A 17,557-nucleotide genomic window follows, 5' to 3' on the forward strand; every position below is an offset into this window, starting at 1 on the left:
GAGCGTGGTGCCGGGATCCGGCGAACGCGTCCCAGTCTATCGGTTCGGACACGCCCTCTCCGGCCGCACCGGGACCGGCGCCCTGCGTGTGGTAGATGACACGCCGGCTCCGCCCCGGCTCGTGCCCCGCCACCGACCACGGAACGCCCGGCCGACCGCGGGATCCCTGGTCGGCCGGCGCCGGGTCAGCGGGCGCCGGGGTGGTCCGTGCCGGGGCGGCCGGCGAGCTCGTCGTCGACGAACCGGGGGGCGGCGGCCACGAGTCCCGCCCCGATCAGGATTACGCCGGAGGCGGCCAGGGCGACCAGCGGCACGGTCCAGCCGCCGGTGAGCTCGTGCAGCGCTCCCACGGCGAAGGGGCCGGCCGCGGCCAGCAGGTAGCCCACCGGCTGGGTGAACCCGGACAGCTGCGCGGTCACGTGCGCGTCGCGGGAGCGGGCGACGATCAGCGCCAGGGCGGTGGGGAAGGAGAAGCAGCCGACCCCCAGCAGCAGCGCCCACAGCCAGGGCAGGCCGGAGGGGGCGAGCAGCAGCCCAACGTACCCGGCGGACATGCAGGCACCCAGCACCACGACCCACGTCCGCAGGTGCTGCGACCGGGCCACGACGGCCGGCATGAGCAGGCCGCCCGGGATCCCCATGGCCGCGAGCAGCGCCGTCATCAGCCCGGCCTGCGTCTGGTCCAGGCCTCCGTCGCGGTAGATCTGGGCGATCCAGCCGAACTGCACGTAGGCGTGCATCGACTGGATCCCGAAGTAGAGGGCCAGGGCCACGGCCGTGCGCGAGCGGGTGATCCGCGTCCGCGGGTCCCGGAGCAGCACCCGTGTCCCGGCGGCGGCCTCCCGCCGGTCGCGCGCGGCCACGACGACCCAGAGGCCGAAGGCCGCGACGGCGGCGAGCCCCCACAGCCCGAGCGCCGACCGCCACCCGCCGGGTCCGTGCTCGGTCAGGGGTCCGGCCGCGAGCAGGGGCAGGGTGGCGCCCACGGCCAGGCCGGTGGTGTAGACGCTGTTCAGCGCGGCGGTTCGCTCGCCGCCGTGGCGCTTGACGAACGCCGGCACCAGGATGTTGCCGATCCCCATCCCGATCAGCGCCAGCACGGACAGCGCCAGGAACACCGGTGCCGACGTCACGAGGCTGCGGCCCAGGAGCCCGGCGGCCACCAGGGCCAGGCCGCAGGCGATGGCCCCGCCGATGCCCGTCCGCCGCGAGAGGGCCACCGCGCAGGCCCCGGCCACCGCGAACGTCAGGCCGGGCAGCGCGGTGAGCGCTCCGGCGACCGTGGCGCTCAGGTCCAGGTCCCGCTGCAGCTCGGCCAGCACGGGCCCGATCGAGCTGGCGCCGGGGCGCAGGTTGACCGCGACCAGTACCACCGCCGAGACCACCAGCCACCACGGCACGCGGCCGGGGGAGGAGGGAGATGCCGGCGGCGGGGAGGCGGTCGTCCTGATCACCGGGCCGTTCTATCACGACCGCACGGACGCGGTGGCTCGGCCGTCCACCGGGGGCGGGTCCACGACCGCCTCGACCGCCGTCCGCCGGTCCGCGGGCAGGGCCGCGGCCCGGGCGCCGCCGTCCCTCCGCCGAGAACGGCCGGACGGCGGCGTGTCACGGGGGAGGACCCCAGGCATTTCCCAGGGTGGTTCCGCTGTACCCGGACCGTATGAAGAACATGCCGCTGCTGCCCCTCGCCCCCGCCCACCGACCCGTGCTGACCGAGGGGCTCGGCAGGCACGGCATCTCCCCGGAGCAGCCCGACCGGGTGCGCCGCGCCCTCACGGTGGAGTGAGCGACGTGCCGGACACCGTGGGGACGCACCACGACACCGTGGAGCTGGTCTCCGTCTACCGCCGTCTGCTGACCTGGCTGGGCATCGGCACCGCGCTCGGGGCCTGCGCCGAGCTGGCGACGCTGCGGCCTCGCCCGTTCTCGCTCCCGGCATGGTCGGGCTGGCCGGGGCGCTGCTCTGGCTCGGCGCCCTCCGCTGGCGTCCCGGGGGTTCCTGAGCCCGCGGCGGGCGGTGCACCGGACCCCCGGCGGCCGGGAGGGGACACGGCGGTGCCGCCCGCCCTAGGCTGGGCGGTGCGCTGATCATCGAGCGGCGGTCGCCGCCTCCGGTGCGTGCACCGTCCCGGGCGACCCGTGAAACCCCCACGACCCGGAAGGACCACGTCATGAGCCAGCCAGAGCAGCAGCAGGAAGTCCCCGGCGTCCAGTCGGCGATGACCCCGGTCCCGGACTGCGGCGAGCAGACCTACCTCGGCTCCGGGAAGCTCGAGGGCAGGGCCGCGATCGTCACCGGCGGGGACAGCGGCATCGGCCGCGCCGTCGCCATCGCCTACGCCCGCGAGGGCGCCGACGTCCTCATCGCCTACCTCAGCGAGGACGACGACGCCGAGGAGACGGGCCGCTGGGTCGAGGAGGCCGGGCGGCGGGCGGTGCTCGTGCGCGGGGACCTCTCCGAGCCCGCCCACTGCCGGGCCGTCGTGGCGAGGGCCGTCCGGGAGTTCGGCAAGGTCGACGTGCTCGTCTCCAACGCCGCCTACCAGATGAGCCGGGAGAGCCTCGACGAGATCAGCGACGAGGAGTGGGACTACACCTTCCGGCTCAACGTCGGCGCGATGTTCCACCTCGTCAAGGCCGCGCTGCCGCACATGGGCCCCGGCTCGGCCGTCATCGGCACGTCCTCGGTGCAGTCCGACCAGCCGTCCCCGCAGCTGGCGCCCTACGCGGCCACGAAGGCGGCCATCGCGAACTTCTCGGCGGGTCTGGCCCAGATGCTGGGGCCCCAGGGCATCCGCGTCAACAGCGTGGCGCCGGGACCCATCTGGACGCCGCTGATCCCGTCCACGATGCCGCCCGGGAAGGTCGCGTCCTTCGGCGACGACACGCCGCTGGGCCGCGCCGGGCAGCCCGCCGAGCTCGCCCCCGTCTACGTCCTGCTGGCCTCCGACGACGGCAGCTACGTCTCCGGCGCCCGGGTGGCCGTCACCGGCGGCAGGCCGATCCTGTGACCGCACGGCCCGGGGCCGCGCCGCCCCGGGAAGGCGTCTGGGAGGATGGCACCATGACCCAGCACCCGCCGACGACCACCCCCGGGCTCAGCGGCCGGGACGCCGAGCGCCTCGCCGCGGCCCTCGGGTCGCGGGACGTGACGGTCTTCGTGGACGGCACCTCCCTGCGCCTGCCCGAGGGGGCGCGGGACGCCGTCGTCGACCTCCTGTCCCGGCTCACCCGCGGGGAGACCGTCACGGTCGCCTCCGCCGAGGAACCGCTGACCGTCTCCGGGGAGCTGCTGACCACCTCGCAGGCGGCCGCGCTCGCGGGGATCTCCAACACCTACCTGCGCAACCTCACCACCCAGGGCGTCATCCCCGTGCAGTACCGCGGCAGCCACCGGCGGATCCGCCGCGCCGACGTCGAGGCATGGCTCGCGGGGCAGGCGGCGGCCGGTCCCGCCGAGGACGCGGCTCCCGGCGCGGCGGCCCCCGCCGGCGAGCTGCTGACCACCTCGCAGGCGGCCGCGCTCGCGGGGATCTCCAACACCTACCTGCGCAACCTCACCACCCAGGGGGTCATCCCCGTGCAGTACCGCGGCAGCCACCGGCGGATCCGCCGCGCCGACGTCCAGGCCTGGCTCGCGGGGCGCGGCGGGGCCGCGGACGACGACGCCCCTCCCGGCGAGGCCTCTGCCGGGACGGAGCAGGCGTGAGCGCGGCCCGGACCACGGCTCCGCGAGAAGAGGAGGCCCCGCGACCACGCCGTGAGCACGGCGTGACCGGGGAGGCCCGGCGGCCGGCGGCGGCTCAGCCGAAGCGGGCCACGACCCACCCGTCGACCACGTCGGCCTCCGCCGCGGGCAGGTCCTTGGCCGGGTCCGGCGGCGCCTCCCGCCCGGCGGCGAGGGCCAGGCGCGAGCCCAGGAACCGCCCGTCGGGGGCGAACACCCAGTAGTGGTTGGGGCACTCGAACGTCTCGGCGCGGCCCGACGCCGCCCGGCAGACCGTGGCCTGCTGGTGCGTGCAGGTGTTGGCCAGGACGTGCAGGACGCCCCCGGCGTCCCGGGCGACGATCGCCTGGCCGGTGCTCGACGGCGCGGTCACGAAGTCGAGCGGGCCCGGCACGGCGGAGGCCTCGACGATCCGCTCCCACTCCCCGGCGGGCGCCCCGCTCACGCCGCCGCTCCCTGGGTGGCGCGGCCGGGGTCGAGGACCTCCAGCGCCGCGGCCAGCCGGCGGCGCAGCGGCGCGGCCCGGCGGGCGAAGTCGCGCTGCCGGCGCACGTACTCGGCCTTGCCCTCGGGCGTCTCGATCCGCACGGGCTCGTAGCCCCATCCGGAGAGGTCGTAGGGCGCGGCCCGCATGTCCGTCTCGCGGACGTCCCACGCGAGCTCGAAGCAGTCCATCAGCAGCTCGGAGGGGATCGCGGGCACGAGCTTGTACGCCCACTTGTAGAGGTCCATGGTGGCGTGCAGGCAGCCGGGCTGCTCCAGCCGGCGCTGCGCCTCCCGCGTGGGCTGCAGCTCGTTGAGCGGGACCGCCTGCGGCTGGAAGAACCGGAAGGCGTCGAAGTGGGTGCAGCGGATGCGGGAGGACTCGACCACGGCGTCGGTGCCCCCGGCGCCCAGGCGCAGCTCGAGGTACTCGTGGCGGAGGTCGTTCTCCGCGGAGCGGTAGGCCATCGCCCACTCGTGCAGGCCGAAGCAGCCGAAGAATCCGGGGTTGACGGCGTGGGCGCCCAGCACCGCCCGGGCGAAGTCGACCGCGGCGGCCCGCCGGTCCCGGAAGGCGTCGTCGTCGACCGTCACGGCGCCGGCCTCCGGGCCGAGGCCCAGGGCGGTGCGCTCGTCCTCCCGCAGGGGGCGGTAGAACTTCTCGGCCGCCCGCTCGGCCGCGTCCAGGAGCACGGTGCCGGCACCGGGGTGCCAGCGCTTCAGCTGCGCCGGCTTGAGCGTGTAGTAGGTGAAGAGGAAGTCCTCCACCGGGTGCTTGCGCCCGCGGTGGCGGCGCTCCACGAACGGGTCCGCGTAGCGGGCCGCCCGCCGCTCGTGGGCGAGCGCGCGGGGCGCCCACTGGGCGCGGGACAGGACGGCGACGGGGCGGGTCGTTGGACCCGACCCGTCGTCCCCGGTGGGGGAGGGCTCGAGGCTCAGCGGCCGGTCCCCGCGTAGACCGTGGCCTCCTGGTCGGAGTCCAGGCCGAACGCGGTGTGCACCACGCGCACGGCCTCGTCGAGGCGGTCGGCGGACGTGATGACCGAGATCCGCACCTCCGAGGTGGAGATCATGTCGATGTTGATGTTCGCGGCGGCGAGGGCCTCGAAGAAGGTGAAGGTCACGCCGGGGTTGGACTTCATGCCGGCGCCCACGAGGGAGAGCTTGCCCACCTGGTCGTCGTACTCCAGGGCCTCGTAGCCGATCTTCTCCTCCGCGGCGCGCAGCAGGCTCATGGCGAGCTCGCCCTGGGACTCGTCCAGGGTGAAGGAGAGGTCGGTCTGCGGGTGGTCGCCCGTGGAGACGTTCTGGACGATCATGTCCACGTTGACCTTCGCCTCGGCGAGGAGGCGGAAGATCCGGGCGGCGATGCCGGGCCGGTCGGGGACCCCGACGACCGTGACCTTGGCCTGCGAGCGGTCGTGCGCGATGCCGGAGATGAGCGGCTGTTCCAACGGGATCTCCTTCGGTGAGGTGGCGACGTCTTCGGGGCTGGGGATGACCCAGGTGCCCTCGTTCTGGGTGAAGGACGAGCGGACGTGGAGCTTCACGCCGAAGCGGCGGGCGTACTCGACGCAGCGCAGGTGCAGGATCTTCGCGCCGTTGGCGGCGAGCTCCAGCATCTCCTCGCTGCTGACCTGCTCCAGCTTCCGTGCCTTGGGCACGATGCGGGGGTCGGCCGTGAACACGCCGTCGACGTCGGAGTAGATCTCGCACACGTCGGCCTTCAGCGCGGCGGCCAGCGCCACCGCGGTCGTGTCCGAGCCGCCGCGGCCGAGGGTCGTGATGTCCTTGGTCTGGCGGTGCACCCCCTGGAACCCGGCGATGATCGCGATGTTGCCCTGGTCCAGGGACTCGCGCACGCGCTGCGGGTTGACCTCCACGAGGAGGGCGGCCCCGTGCGCGCCGTCGGTGACCATCCCGGCCTGGGAACCGGTGAAGGACTGGGCGGGCGCGCCCATCCCGGAGACGGCCATGGCCAGCAGGGCCATCGAGATGCGCTCGCCGGCGGTCAGGAGCATGTCGAGCTCGCGCGCCGGGGGTTTGCGGGTGACCTCGTGGGCGAGGTCGAGCAGCTCGTCCGTGGTGTCGCCCATGGCCGAGACCACGACGACGACGTCGTGGCCACGGTTGCGCGTCTCGACGATCCGCCGTGCAACACGGCGGATGCCGTCGGCGTCCGCGACGGAGGATCCACCGAACTTCTGCACGATCAGGCTCATGGGTTCTACTCCTGTGGTCGGGTGGGGGCCGTGTCCGCCCGGAGAGCTGCCCGGGCCCGGCCCCCCGACATCCTACCCGGGTGCGTCAGGCGACGACCGTGCGGCCCTCGAACGCCCGGCCGAGTGTGACCTCGTCGGCGTACTCCAGGTCCCCGCCCACCGGCAGCCCGGAGGCCAGGCGGGTCACCCGGACGCCGAGGGTCTTGAGCATGCGGGAGAGGTAGGTGGCCGTGGCCTCGCCCTCCAGGTTGGGGTCCGTGGCGAGGACGACCTCCTGGACGGTCTCGTCCGAGAGCCGGGTCATGAGCTCGCGGATGCGCAGCTGGTCCGGGCCGATGCCCTGGATGGGGCTGATGGCGCCGCCCAGGACGTGGTAGCGGCCGCGGAAGCTGCGGGTGCGCTCGATGGCCATGACGTCCTTGGACTCCTCGACCACGCAGATCACGCTGGGGTCCCGGCGGGCGTCGCGGCAGATCGCGCACTCGTCCAGCTCGGACACGTTGCCGCAGATCCGGCAGAACTTCACCTTGTCCTTGACCGCCGTCATCGCGTCGGCCAGCCGGCGGACGTCCTCCTTGTCGGCGTCGAGGAGGTGGAAGGCGATCCGCTGCGCGGACTTCGGCCCGACGCCGGGCAGCCGGCCCAGCTCGTCGATCAGATCCTGAACAGCGCCTTCGTACACGTTCTCCTCGATTTCCGGGCCGGTGGGGGCCCTCTCCTCGTCCACGTGCCGCGCCCGTCCACGTCGCGGGATCGCTGCGTGGTCCGGGCCGGCCGGTCTCTCCGGTCACCGCCCCGAGCGGTCACTCCCCGGTGTGGAGGTCACGCTCCTCGATGAGCATGCCGCCGAGGATCCGCTCGATCGCGGCCCGGCCGTAGAGGGTGGAGTCCTCCAGCGCCTCGTCGTCGGAGCTCGGGACGAAGGAGTCGTCCCATTCTACGCCGTCGTCCTGCTCCGGGGCGGGGCGCTCGGGGGCCTGGCGCCCGGCGGCGATCTGGGCCGCGTGGCGCTCCCGGAAGCTCAGGCGCTGCCGCGCGGCGGCGTCCTCGGCGGCTTCCACCACGGTCGGCCGGGCGGTCGTGGCGGAAGCCGTCCCGGCGGTCGGCCCGGCGGTCGTCCCGGCGCGGGCCGCGCCCGGACGGGCCTCCGCGGAGGGACGCGCAGAGGGCTGCGCGGGGGCCGCGGCGGCCGGTGCGGGGTCCTGCCGGGCCGGGGGGCTGGGGCGCCACTGCTCGGGGGGCGCCTCGTCGAGGTCCGCGGGCCCGTCCGGGTACGGGGGCTCGTCGTCGGGGTAGGGAGGCTCCTCGGGGGGCGGGACGTCGTCGAAGGGCGGCGGGGCGTCACGGTCCTGCGGCCCCGCGGCGGCACGGGCCGGGCCGGACCCGGACGAGCCGGCCCGGGCGGCCGGGACGGCGGGGTCCCGCGGGGCCTCCCGGGCCGGCTCCGGCCGGGGCGCGGACGGAGCGGGGCGTGTCCGCGGTGCGGTCTGCTCCGGGGCCGCGGCGCGCGCGGCGGGTTCCGCCGGGGGAGCAGGGGCCTCGGCGTCCCCGGCCTGCGGGATGACGGCCACCGACCAGCTGCGCACGGGCTCCTCGGCCCACGCGGGGTCGGTCCACTCCGGTGCGGCGTCCGTGGCGGGCCGGCCGTGGGCGCCCCACGCGTCCTGGCCCTCCCCGTCCGGGCCGCCGGCGGAGGCTCCGGGTCCGCCGGCGGGCGCTGGGCGTCGCTCCTGGTGCGCCGGGGCCGGCGGCCGGGACTCCTGGCGGGCCCGTCCCTGCGGTCCCTCGTGGCCGGGCTCCTGGTCACCGCGGTCCTGGTCGCGGCGCTCGTGGTCGCCGCCGTCCCGCTCGCGCCGGTGCGGCTCGCTGCGACCCTGGGGTCCGCGGTCGGGGGCGTCGGTGCGCGGCTCCGGGCCCCGGCCGGCCGGGGGCGCGGAGGGCTCGGGAGCGCGCGGGGCGCCGCCGCGTCCGTGCCCGCCGCCGTGCCCGCCACCGGGCGGGACGGCCTCGGCGCGGCAGTCGATGCCGAGGACCTGGTGCACCGCCCGGCGCAGGTCGTCCTCGAAGCGCGGGAAGTTCATGAGGTCGCCCTCGGCGTCGAACATGATCCGCAGGACCCTGCCGTCGAAGGACTGCGGGGTGCCGCGCTGGACGGTGAACCACGCGACGCGGCGGATGTCCGCCAGCGCATTGACGATCTCGGGCCAGGAGGCGCGCAGCAGCTCGATCTCGTTGCCGGCGGCGCCCGGTGCGCGAGGGGTGTCCTGGCGGGGCGGCTGCTCGGCCGGCCGCGCGGGGCCGGCCCCGCGCTCCTCGGGCCGCCGTGGCTCCTCGGCCTGCTGGGAGGGTTCGGGCCCCCGTGCCGCTGCGGGGCGCTCGGGCTCGGCGGCGGGTCGGGGACGGTCGGCCTGCCGCGGTTCCGCGGGCGGCTCCGCGGGGCGCCCGGAGGCGGCGGCCTCCGGTGCCGGGGCGGCGGGCGCGGGCGCCGGGGCCGGCTCCGGTGCGGCGGGGAGTGCGGCCGAGGGTCCCGCGTCCGACGGGGCGGCGACGACGGGGGCGGCTCCGGCGTGCTCCTCGTGCCCGGCGGCCGGGGCGGTGCCGCGGGCGATGCTCAGCCGCCGCTCGATGCGGTCCACGCGCGCGGTGACCCCGCGAGTGGTGTCCTCGGAGGAGGGCAGCAGGATCCGGGCGCACAGCAGCTCGAGGTGCAGCTGCGGGGAGGTGGCCCCGGTCATCTCGGTCAGGGCCGTGTTGGTGATGTCCGCGGCACGGGAGAGCTCCGCCGCTCCCAGCTGGGACGCCTGGTTGCGCAGCCGGGAGACCTGGTCCTGGGGCATCCCGTGCAGGATGTTGCCCGCGGACTCCGGCACCGCGTTGACGATGATGAGGTCCCGGAACCGCTGGAGGAGGTCCTCCACGAACCGCCGGGGGTCCTGGCCCGTCTGGACCACCCGGTCCACCGCGCGGAAGACCGTGGCGGCGTCCCCGGAGGCGAAGGCGTCCACGACGTCGTCGAGCAGCGCGCCGTGCGTGTAGCCCAGGAGGGCGACGGCGAGGTCGTAGGTGATGCCCTGCTCGTCGGAGCCGGCCATGAGCTGGTCGAGCACGGAGAGGGTGTCGCGGACGGAGCCGCCGCCGGCGCGGACCACCAGCGAGAGCACGCCCGGGGCCACTGCCACGTGCTCCTCGGCGCACAGCTGCTCGAGGTAGTGCATGAGCGGCTCGGGCGGGACGAGGCGGAACGGGTAGTGGTGAGTGCGGGACCGGATGGTCGTGAGGACCTTGCTCGGCTCCGTGGTGGCGAAGATGAACTTGATGTGCTCCGGGGGCTCCTCGACGATCTTGAGCAGCGCGTTGAAGCCCTCGCGCGTGACCATGTGGGCCTCGTCGATGATGAAGATCTTGTACCGGTCGCGGACGGGCGCGAACGTGGCGCGCTCCCGGAGGTCGCGGGCGTGGTCCACGCCGCCGTGGCTGGCGGCGTCCATCTCGATCACGTCGAGGGAGCCGGCGCCGTCCCGGGCCAGGTCCCGGCAGCTGTCGCAGTGCCCGCAGGGGGTGGCCGTGGGGCCCTCCGCGCAGTTGAGGCAGCGGGCCAGGATGCGGGCGGACGTGGTCTTGCCGCAGCCGCGGGGGCCGGAGAAGAGGTACGCGTGGCTGACCCTGTCCTTGCGCAGCGCCGTCATCAGCGGCTCGGTCACGTGCTCCTGGCCGATGACGTCCTCGAAGGTCTCCGGGCGGTAGCGGCGGTACAGGGCGGTAGTCACAGAAGCCACCTTAGCGACGGAATCCGACAGGCGGACGGGCGGCGTGCGGCTGGGGAGCCGGCCTGCCCGGAGGGGATGAAAAGACCCCTCGCGCACCCGCCAGAGCCCGTCTACCCTTGCTACCTTCCGGTCCTGGGGGAGTTCGACAGGATGACGCCACGCGAGGGGCTGTCACATACTCTAGCGGATCCTCGCGGAGGGTCGAAACCGGGCCGGAACCGGGCCGGGGACGCACGGCGATCCCCGCCGGATCCCGGCAGGGGCCCCGTGGAACCCTCCCGGCGTCCCCGTGGTGCGCCGGTGGGGCGGGGGGTCCCTCCGGATCGATTCGGCAATGCCCGGAGCTTCGGTTATGCTGGACCCCGCATGTTCGAGCACCCACCGGTGCCTCGGCATGCGTGCTTGGAGGATTCGCCTAGCGGCCTATGGCGCACGCCTGGAACGCGTGTTGGGTTAACGCCCTCGGGGGTTCAAATCCCCCATCCTCCGCACCCGGGATGTCCCGGTCCGTCGATCGACGGGCCGGGACATTTCATTTCCGGCGGTCCGCCCGCCGCCGCGCCCGCGCCCCCGACCCGGGCCCCTCCCGGAGGTGGTCCCAGGAGCACCGCATGATCTTCAAGGCCGTGGGGGACTCCCGCCCCTACCCCGACCACGGTCTCGTGACGCCCTCGGACTGGTCCGGTGTCGCTCCCCGCCAGGTCCGGCTGGACCAGCTGGTCACGACCAAGACCACGCTCGACCTCGCGACCCTGCTCGACGCCGACTCCACGTTCTACGGGGACCTGTTCCCGCACGTGGTCCGCTGGAGCGGGGAGCTCTACCTCGAGGACGGCCTGCACCGGGCCCTGCGCACCGCCCTCCACCACCGCACGGTGCTCTACGCGCGCGTGCTCGAGCTCGACCGGAGGTAGCCCGGCCCGCAGCCCCGGCGTCCCGCGGGGAGAGGGGCGTCCGGTCAGGACGCCGCGCTGAGCGTGGGGCGCTGCGGGGTGAGCCGGACGGGCCGGCCCTCGGTGTCGAACCGGGCGCCCAGGCCCTGCTGGATGAAGCGGACGGTGGAGCGGATGTGCTGCTCCCGGTCCTCCCGGTCCTGGTCCGAGTTCTGGCCCCGGTCCGCCGCCGCGGTCAGCGAGCCGTGCACCAGCGCGGCGAGCTCGGCGATGTCCCCCTCCGGCAGCCAGTGGTCCTGGATGGCGTCGCGCAGGATCGCCGCGAGCAGGCCCTGCAGCTCGCCCACGTGCTCCCCGAGCTTCTGGTAGTCCTCGGGGGACAGCACCGTGCGCATGGTGGGGCCCGGCGGCAGGTGGCGGCGGGTCAGGTCCTCGATCTGGGCGCGGATGTACACGGCGAGGCGGTCCACCGGGTTCTCGACGCCGTCCAGGTCCCGGCGCAGGTCCATCATGAAGCGCTCGGTCTCGTCCAGGGCGTAGGCCACGAGCAGCTCGCCCATGTCCGCGAAGTAGTTGTAGACCGCGGTGCGGCCCACCCCGGCGTTCTTGGCCACGTGGGTCATGGTCAGCCCGGTGAGGCCGCGCTGGTAGAGCAGCTGGCCGAAGGAGTCGAGGATCGCTCGCTTGGTGTTCTCGCGCTGCGCGGCGTTGGTGGCAGCAGAAATGCGGGGCATGATGACACCTTTTCTCTATCTGTCATCAAATTATGCACACTGCACTGAGCCTTGATGACGGTATGTCCGACTATGACAACACCGATCCGGCCCGTTCGGTTCCCGTTGCAGGAAGATCAGAGGCAACGTCCAGGTAACGTCCGAGCAGGGTTCAGACGTCGCAGCCCTCCGGGCCGCACGCCGGCGCGGCGCCACCCAGCCCCACCAGAGGGTGGGTCTCCGCCCACACCTGCTCCAGGGCCTGCTCGAACGCCTCCGTGGGCTGCGCCCCGGAGATCCCGTAGCGGCCGTCGAGGACGTAGAACGGCACCCCCTGGATCCCGAGCCGCCGGGCCGCCGCCACGTCCTCCTGGACCGCCCGGTCCAGGGCCGGGTCGGTCAGGGCCTCCCGGGCGGCCGCCTCGGGGAGCCCTGCCTCGACGGCCAGGGCGGCCAGGGCGTCGTCGTCCCCGATGTCCAGGCCCCGTTCGAAGTGGCCCGTGAGCAGGGCCTCCTTCAGCCGGGCCGCCACGGAGGCGCCCGCCGCGCCCCCGTCCGCACGCCGGGCCGCGTGCAGCAGCCGGTGGGCCTTGAGGGAGTTGGCCACCACGAGGGCGTCGAAGTCGTAGTGCAGCCCCTCCTCGGCCGCCACCGTGCTCACCTGCGCGAGCATCTGCCGCACCTGCTCCGGGTCGAGGCCCTTGACCTGCGCCAGGTAGTCGGTCTCCCTGCCGTTCCAGGACTCGGGCAGGGAGGGGTCCAGCTGGAAGCTCCGGTAGGTCACGCTCACCTGGTCCCGGTGCGGGAAGGCCGCGAGGGCCCTGTCGAAGCGGCGCTTGCCGATGAGGCACCAGGGGCAGGCGATGTCGGACCAGATGTCGATCTGCAAAGTCATGTCCGTGTCAACAAAAAAGCGCCCCGGCCCATTCCGGGACGGGGCGCCTCTCCGGCTCAGCGCTCGGCGGCGGCCCCGCCCTGCCACAGGGAGTCGAACGGGGCGCGGGAGCTCAGCCGCTGCCGGATGCCGGCGGAGACGAACGCCTTGGCCGCGCGGGCGGCCTCGAGGGGCTCGGCGCCCTTGGCGAGCTCCGCCGCCACGGCTGCGGCGAGGGTGCAGCCGGCCCCGGCCACGGGGACCTCGCCGACCTTGGGCTCGGCGAGCACCTCGAGGGTGGTGCCGTCGTAGTAGACGTCGACGGCCTCGGGTCCGGACAGGCGGACCCCGCCCTTGGCGAGCACCACGGCCCCCGAGGTCTCGTGGATCCGGCGGGCGGCCTCCTCGAGGTGCTCGACGGTGCTGATCTCGTCCATCCCGGACAGGGACAGGGACTCGAAGTGGTTGGGGGTCACGAACGTGGCCAGCGGCAGGATCCTCGCCTTGAGCGCCTCGTCGGTGTCCAGCGCGGCGCCGGGCTCCTGGCCCTTGCAGATCAGGACCGGATCGAGGACCAGGTGGCGGGGCTGCAGCCCGGCCAGCACCTCGGCGGTGGTGGCGATGGTCTCGGGGCTGCCGAGCATGCCGATCTTCACGGCGTCGAGCGCGTGGGCGGCCGTGATCGCCTCGAGCTGCTCGCGCAGCACGTCCTGCGGCACCGGGAACAGGCGGTGGCCCCACTCGGCCGCGGGGTCGAAGGAGACGATGCAGGTCAGGGCGAGAGAGCCGAAGACCCCGAGCTCCTGGAAGGTCTTGAGGTCCGCCTGCGCGCCGGCGCCGCCGGTGGCCTCGGAGCCGGCGATCGTCAGGGCGACGGGCGGCTGGGCGGCGGACTGGGCGGCGGGGGAGGAAGCGGTGGAGGAGTCGGTCATGGGAGCCATTGTGCGCCCCGTCCCGCGCACGGTGCCAACCGCGGTGCCCGCCCCAGGGGCACCGCGGCCCGGTCGTGCGTGCCCGGTGGGCCCCGCGGGCCGGGCGGGCGCGGCGGTAGACTGTCCGACGGCCTCCGGCCGCCGCGACGTCCCCGCACGGGGTTCCGCGGCGCCGGTGGCGGGAGCCCGGGTGGCAGGCGGGCGTCCCGCGCTCCCGCCCGGATCGAGCCGCAGCGCCCGGCCCGCGCGGCCCCGGCCTCACAGATCGAACCACGGCGCCGTCCCGGCGTGCGCCGCGTCAATACAGATTGGTGACCCACCGTGTCCTCTCCCGCAACGCCTGCTCCCGCACCTGCTCCGGCGGGGTTCGCCCGCCGGCCCCGCACCTATTTCGACCTCATCGTGGCCGCCTACTGCGTGGTGCTCGTGCTCTCCAACGTCGCGGCCACCAAGGGCGTCGCCTTCGGCCCGGTGCTCACCGACGGCGGCTTCTTCCTCTTCCCGCTCGCCTACGTCCTGGGCGACGTCGTCTCGGAGGTCTACGGCTTCCGCTCCGCCCGCCGGGCCATCGTCACGTCGTTCGCGGCGGGGCTGTTCTCCTCCGTGGTGTTCTGGCTCGTCATCGCGCTCCCCCCGGCGGACTTCTACGAGGGCCAGGCGGCGTTCGAGGCCGTGCTCGGTCCCGTCCCGCTCATCGTGGCCGGCTCCCTGCTGGGCTACCTCGCCGGGCAGCTGCTCAACGCGTTCGTCCTGGTCAAGGTCAAGGCCCGCACCAGGGAGCGGCACCTGTGGGCCCGGCTCATCGGCTCGACCCTGGTGGGCGAGCTCGTCGACACCGTGATCTTCTGCGCCGTGGCGGCCCCGATCATCGGGATCAGCACGCTCGGCGACTTCCTGAACTACGTGGTGGTGGGCTACGTGTACAAGGTCCTGGTCGAGGTGCTGATCATGCCGGTGACCTACGCCGTGATCGGCTGGCTCAAGCGGCGGGAGCCGACCTACGGGGAGGCCGGCGTCCCGGCGGGGGCTCCGGCGCCCACGCGCTGAGCGCCGACCGGCCCGGGCCCGGTGGACCCTCCGGGGTAGGCCCGGCCCGGCCCTAGGATGTCCGCATGGACCTCCTCACCGGCACCGGTCTGGCGGCCTCGGCCGGGCTGAACGCCTACGTCCCGCTCGTGGTGCTCGGCCTGCTGGACCGGTACACGCAGTTCGTGGACCTCGGCCCGGGCTTCGCGTGGCTGTCCGACGGGTGGGTGCTCGGCATCCTCGCCGTGCTGCTGGCCGCGGAGGTCGTCGCGGACAAGATCCCGGCGGTGGACTCCGCCAACGACCTGCTGCAGACCTTCGTGCGCCCCACCGCCGGCGGCATCGTCTTCGGCTCGTCGGCGACCTCCCAGATCGCCGGGATCGGGCTGGGCGGGCAGACCGCGACCGTCACGGACCCGGAGGCGTTCTTCGCCTCCCACGCCTGGGTGCCCGTGCTCACCGGCGTCGTGATCGCCCTGGTGGTGCACGTGACCAAGGCCGTGTCCCGCCCCGCGGCCAACACCCTGACGGCGGGGGCCGCCGCGCCGGTCGTCTCGACGGCCGAGGACGTCTCCGCCCTCGCGCTCTCCCTGGTGGCGGTGTTCCTGCCCCTGCTCGTGCTGGGGGTGCTGGCCGCCGTCGCGGTCCTGCTGTACGTCCTCTACCGCCGGCTGCGGGGGCGCCGCCGGCCCGGTGCCGGGGGCGACCGGCGGGACCGGGCGGCTCAGAACCCCAGGTAGGCCAGCTGCGCGCCCACCGACAGCCGGGCGGCGGGCAGCACGTTCGGCGGCACGTCGTGGTAGATCCGGGCCGTGATGGCCTCGAGGGTGGCGCCGCGGCCCAGGGACCGCACGGCCTCGCGCACCTCGGCGAGGCGCTCCATGCGGTGCTCGAGCAGCTCCTCGCAGGTCCTCTCCAGGTCCGGGCGCACCTCCGCGTGCCCGGGCAGGACCAGTGCCTCGCCCAGCACCGCGAGCCGGTGCAGCGAGCGCAGGTAGGCGCCGAGGGTCCCGTCCGGGTGGTCGAGGACCGTGGTGCCGCGGCCCAGCACCGTGTCCCCGGTCAGCACGCTGCCGCGGGGGACGCCGTCGGCGTCGTGGTCCCGATCGTCGTCCCGGCCGTCGTCCGTGCGGGGGAGGGGGGTGTCCTCGGGCAGGTGGAGGCACACCGAGTCCGCGGTGTGCCCGGGGGTGTGGAGCACCCGGATCCGGACCCCGGCCGCCTCGATCGTCTCGCGGTCGGCCAGCGGCTCGGCGTCGCGGCAGAGCTCGGGCAGGAAGGCGCGCACGGGCGCGCCGGTGAGGGCGTGGAACTCGTCCACGGACCCGGCGTGGTCGGCGTGCCGGTGGGTGATCAGCGTCAGGACCGTCCGGCCCGCGGCGGCGAGGGCCTCGAGGTGCCCGCGGTCGGCGGGGCCCGGGTCGACGACGACGACGTCCTGCTGCCCCGGCGCCCCGACCACCCACGAGTTGGTGCCTTCCAGGGTCATGGGGCCGGGATTGGGCGCGAGCAGCCGCCGGGTGAGCACGGTGGTGCGGGTGGGGTCCGTCATGCGGGCAGACTATCCGAGCGCGGCCCGCCCGGGCATCCGAGGACCCCCGGTCAGGGGCGGGCGAGCAGGGCGTCGAGCTTGACGAACGAGCTGCGCCATCCCGCGGCCGCGCCCGCGTGGACCGCGGGCGGCAGGGGCCCCTGCGTGACGACCAGCAGGGTGCCGCCGTCCCCGGTGGGCAGGAACTCGGCGCGCATCAGCACGAAGGTCTGCGTCGGCCTCCCGTCGGGGCCGGGCAGCGCCTCGCGGCCCTCGAGCAGCGCGTCCTGCTCCACGCGCACGTAGGTGGCGTGCACCGGCGAGACCTGGGCGGGGTCGGCGTCGCTGACCATCCGGAAGCGCTGCCGGCCTCCGGGCCGGACGTCGAGCTCCACGGAGTCCCGGGGCACGCTCCAGCCCTGCGGCCCGAACCAGCCGGCGAGCCGGTCGGGCTCGGTGAACGCGGCCCAGACGGCCGCCGGGGGGTGGGCGAGGTCGTGGGAGACGGAGAAGACCTCCGCCGGGTCCAGGTCGGTGACGTCCATGGCTCCATTGTCCTCCCGGATCGTCTGTCCTCCCGGATCGTCCTCACGCCTTCCCGTGCCCGCCCCCGCCGGTGGGTACAGTGGCGCTCGTGAGCACGGAACCGGCACGGGACCCTGCGGACGCCGGCGGCGGCAGCGCCCGGCCCCCGGCGTGGCTCACCGCGCTCAAGGCGAGCGCACTGCTGCTCCTGCTCGGGCTCGCGGCCTGGTACCTCCTCTCCCAGGAGCTGCCCACCGTGGACCAGATCCGCGCGTTCGTGGAGCGCTTCGGGGTGTGGGCCCCCCTGGTCTTCGGCGCCGTCTACGCCCTCGTGGGGGCCACGCCCATCCCCGTGACGATCATGGCCGTCTCCGGCGGCTTCCTCTTCGGCATGGCCCAGGGCAGCGTGCTGGGCATCCTCGCGTCCACCGGCGGGGCGTGGCTGGGCTACTGGATCGCCCGCTTCCTGGGCCGCGACGCCCTGTACCGGATCGCCGGGCCCCGCCTCGGGACGGTGGAGGGCAAGCTCGAGGGCAAGGGCTTCCTCACGGTCCTCGTCCTGCGCCCGGTGGTGCCCCACTGGGCCCTGAGCTACGGGGCCGGGCTCGTGCGGATCCCGCAGCGCGACTACCTCGGGGCCACCGTGCTCGGGGGGATGCCCGGCCAGATCAGCTTCGCGGCCATCGGGGCGTTCACCTCCCGCCCGTCGTGGCCCGCCCTGGCCGCCGTCGCGATCTCCTGGGCAGTGGTGATCGTCGTCGGCACCATCACCTGGCGCCACTCCCGGCGGGAGGAGTCCGCGGACGGCGGCCGGGACGGGCCGGCGCCGTAGCGGGCCGGGACTCCACCCGGGGGGGGGGG

At 74.9% G+C, this 17,557-nt stretch carries 18 protein-coding genes, 1 tRNA gene and 1 other RNA gene; 8 read left to right on the forward strand and 12 right to left on the reverse strand.

Translation table 11 applies throughout. The features are described 5' to 3' along the window. Positions 1 to 185 precede the first annotated feature (185 nt). Positions 186 to 1,454, reverse strand: coding sequence for an MFS transporter (locus IEW07_RS04800; RefSeq protein WP_229741576.1), 1,269 nt, complete (start codon positions 1,452 to 1,454; stop codon positions 186 to 188). Positions 1,455 to 1,663: 209 nt separating this feature from the next. On the opposite strand from IEW07_RS04800, the gene IEW07_RS21405 reads away from it, so the two are divergent. From IEW07_RS21405 to IEW07_RS21730, 3 genes are all read left to right on the forward strand, one after another. Then, positions 1,664 to 1,789, forward strand: a complete 126-nt coding sequence (locus tag IEW07_RS21405) for a hypothetical protein (protein WP_268235525.1) — start codon at positions 1,664 to 1,666, stop codon at positions 1,787 to 1,789. Positions 1,790 to 2,174: 385 nt separating this feature from the next. Beyond that, positions 2,175 to 3,014: an SDR family oxidoreductase gene (locus tag IEW07_RS04805; RefSeq protein ID WP_188534794.1), complete on the forward strand. Its 840-nt coding sequence runs from the start codon at positions 2,175 to 2,177 to the stop codon at positions 3,012 to 3,014. Positions 3,015 to 3,067: 53 nt separating this feature from the next. After that, positions 3,068 to 3,712 carry a helix-turn-helix domain-containing protein gene (locus IEW07_RS21730; protein WP_371870205.1) on the forward strand — a complete coding sequence of 215 codons (645 nt, stop codon included), beginning with the start codon at positions 3,068 to 3,070 and terminating at the stop codon, positions 3,710 to 3,712. Between the two features lie 94 nt (positions 3,713 to 3,806). On the opposite strand, the gene IEW07_RS04815 is transcribed toward IEW07_RS21730, so the two are convergent. The 6 genes from IEW07_RS04815 to ffs form a co-directional block, all read right to left on the reverse strand. After that, positions 3,807 to 4,175, reverse strand: a complete 369-nt coding sequence (locus IEW07_RS04815; RefSeq protein ID WP_188534796.1) for a Rieske 2Fe-2S domain-containing protein — start codon at positions 4,173 to 4,175, stop codon at positions 3,807 to 3,809. Continuing rightward, on the reverse strand, positions 4,172 to 5,086 hold the full coding sequence (locus IEW07_RS04820; protein WP_188534928.1) for a 3-methyladenine DNA glycosylase: 915 nt from the start codon (positions 5,084 to 5,086) through the stop codon (positions 4,172 to 4,174). The genes IEW07_RS04815 and IEW07_RS04820 overlap by 4 nt, the downstream gene beginning before the upstream one ends. A gap of 62 nt (positions 5,087 to 5,148) precedes the next feature. After that, the gene (locus IEW07_RS04825) at positions 5,149 to 6,435 is read right to left on the reverse strand and encodes an aspartate kinase (RefSeq protein ID WP_188534798.1); all 1,287 of its coding nucleotides are present in this window, start codon (positions 6,433 to 6,435) and stop codon (positions 5,149 to 5,151) included. An 85-nt stretch (positions 6,436 to 6,520) separates the two neighbouring features. Further along, positions 6,521 to 7,117 (reverse strand): recombination mediator RecR, encoded by a 597-nt coding sequence (gene recR / locus IEW07_RS04830; protein WP_188534930.1) that lies wholly within the window; start codon positions 7,115 to 7,117, stop codon positions 6,521 to 6,523. A gap of 121 nt (positions 7,118 to 7,238) precedes the next feature. Then, a complete protein-coding gene (locus IEW07_RS04835; RefSeq protein ID WP_188534800.1) occupies positions 7,239 to 10,202 on the reverse strand; it encodes a DNA polymerase III subunit gamma and tau in 2,964 nt (987 codons plus the stop codon). Positions 10,203 to 10,278: 76 nt separating this feature from the next. Beyond that, positions 10,279 to 10,375, reverse strand: an RNA gene (gene ffs / locus IEW07_RS04840) — signal recognition particle sRNA small type. A 231-nt stretch (positions 10,376 to 10,606) separates the two neighbouring features. On the opposite strand from ffs, the gene IEW07_RS04845 reads away from it, so the two are divergent. Beyond that, positions 10,607 to 10,691, forward strand: a tRNA-Ser gene (locus IEW07_RS04845). Positions 10,692 to 10,813: 122 nt separating this feature from the next. After that, positions 10,814 to 11,116, forward strand: a complete 303-nt coding sequence (locus tag IEW07_RS04850) for a type II toxin-antitoxin system VapB family antitoxin (protein ID WP_188534802.1) — start codon at positions 10,814 to 10,816, stop codon at positions 11,114 to 11,116. Positions 11,117 to 11,160: 44 nt separating this feature from the next. On the opposite strand, the gene IEW07_RS04855 is transcribed toward IEW07_RS04850, so the two are convergent. The 3 genes from IEW07_RS04855 to IEW07_RS04865 all read right to left on the reverse strand — a co-directional run bounded on the left by IEW07_RS04855 (position 11,161) and on the right by IEW07_RS04865 (position 13,614). Next, positions 11,161 to 11,829, reverse strand: coding sequence for a TetR/AcrR family transcriptional regulator (locus IEW07_RS04855; RefSeq protein WP_188534804.1), 669 nt, complete (start codon positions 11,827 to 11,829; stop codon positions 11,161 to 11,163). Positions 11,830 to 11,980: 151 nt separating this feature from the next. After that, a complete protein-coding gene (locus IEW07_RS04860) occupies positions 11,981 to 12,703 on the reverse strand; it encodes a DsbA family oxidoreductase (protein WP_229741577.1) in 723 nt (240 codons plus the stop codon). A 56-nt stretch (positions 12,704 to 12,759) separates the two neighbouring features. Continuing rightward, positions 12,760 to 13,614 (reverse strand): hydroxymethylpyrimidine/phosphomethylpyrimidine kinase, encoded by an 855-nt coding sequence (locus IEW07_RS04865; protein ID WP_188534806.1) that lies wholly within the window; start codon positions 13,612 to 13,614, stop codon positions 12,760 to 12,762. Positions 13,615 to 13,935: 321 nt separating this feature from the next. Here IEW07_RS04865 and IEW07_RS04870 point away from each other — a divergent pair, with 321 nt between their 5' ends. Continuing rightward, on the forward strand, positions 13,936 to 14,661 hold the full coding sequence (locus tag IEW07_RS04870) for a queuosine precursor transporter (protein WP_188534808.1): 726 nt from the start codon (positions 13,936 to 13,938) through the stop codon (positions 14,659 to 14,661). 65 nt (positions 14,662 to 14,726) lie between these two features. Beyond that, positions 14,727 to 15,380, forward strand: coding sequence for a DUF4126 domain-containing protein (locus IEW07_RS04875; RefSeq protein ID WP_188534810.1), 654 nt, complete (start codon positions 14,727 to 14,729; stop codon positions 15,378 to 15,380). On the opposite strand, the gene IEW07_RS04880 is transcribed toward IEW07_RS04875, so the two are convergent. Beyond that, positions 15,365 to 16,192, reverse strand: a complete 828-nt coding sequence (locus IEW07_RS04880; protein WP_188534811.1) for an MBL fold metallo-hydrolase — start codon at positions 16,190 to 16,192, stop codon at positions 15,365 to 15,367. The genes IEW07_RS04875 and IEW07_RS04880 overlap by 16 nt on opposite strands. A gap of 50 nt (positions 16,193 to 16,242) precedes the next feature. Continuing rightward, complete coding sequence (locus tag IEW07_RS04885; RefSeq protein WP_188534813.1) at positions 16,243 to 16,716, reverse strand: SRPBCC family protein; 474 nt, start codon at positions 16,714 to 16,716, stop codon at positions 16,243 to 16,245. Positions 16,717 to 16,805: 89 nt separating this feature from the next. Between IEW07_RS04885 and IEW07_RS04890 the strand changes: the two genes are divergently transcribed. After that, positions 16,806 to 17,528: a TVP38/TMEM64 family protein gene (locus tag IEW07_RS04890; RefSeq protein WP_188534815.1), complete on the forward strand. Its 723-nt coding sequence runs from the start codon at positions 16,806 to 16,808 to the stop codon at positions 17,526 to 17,528. Positions 17,529 to 17,557 lie beyond the last annotated feature (29 nt).

The sequence above is a fragment of the Kocuria dechangensis genome (assembly GCF_014636775.1).
Lineage (GTDB): Bacteria > Actinomycetota > Actinomycetes > Actinomycetales > Micrococcaceae > Kocuria > Kocuria dechangensis.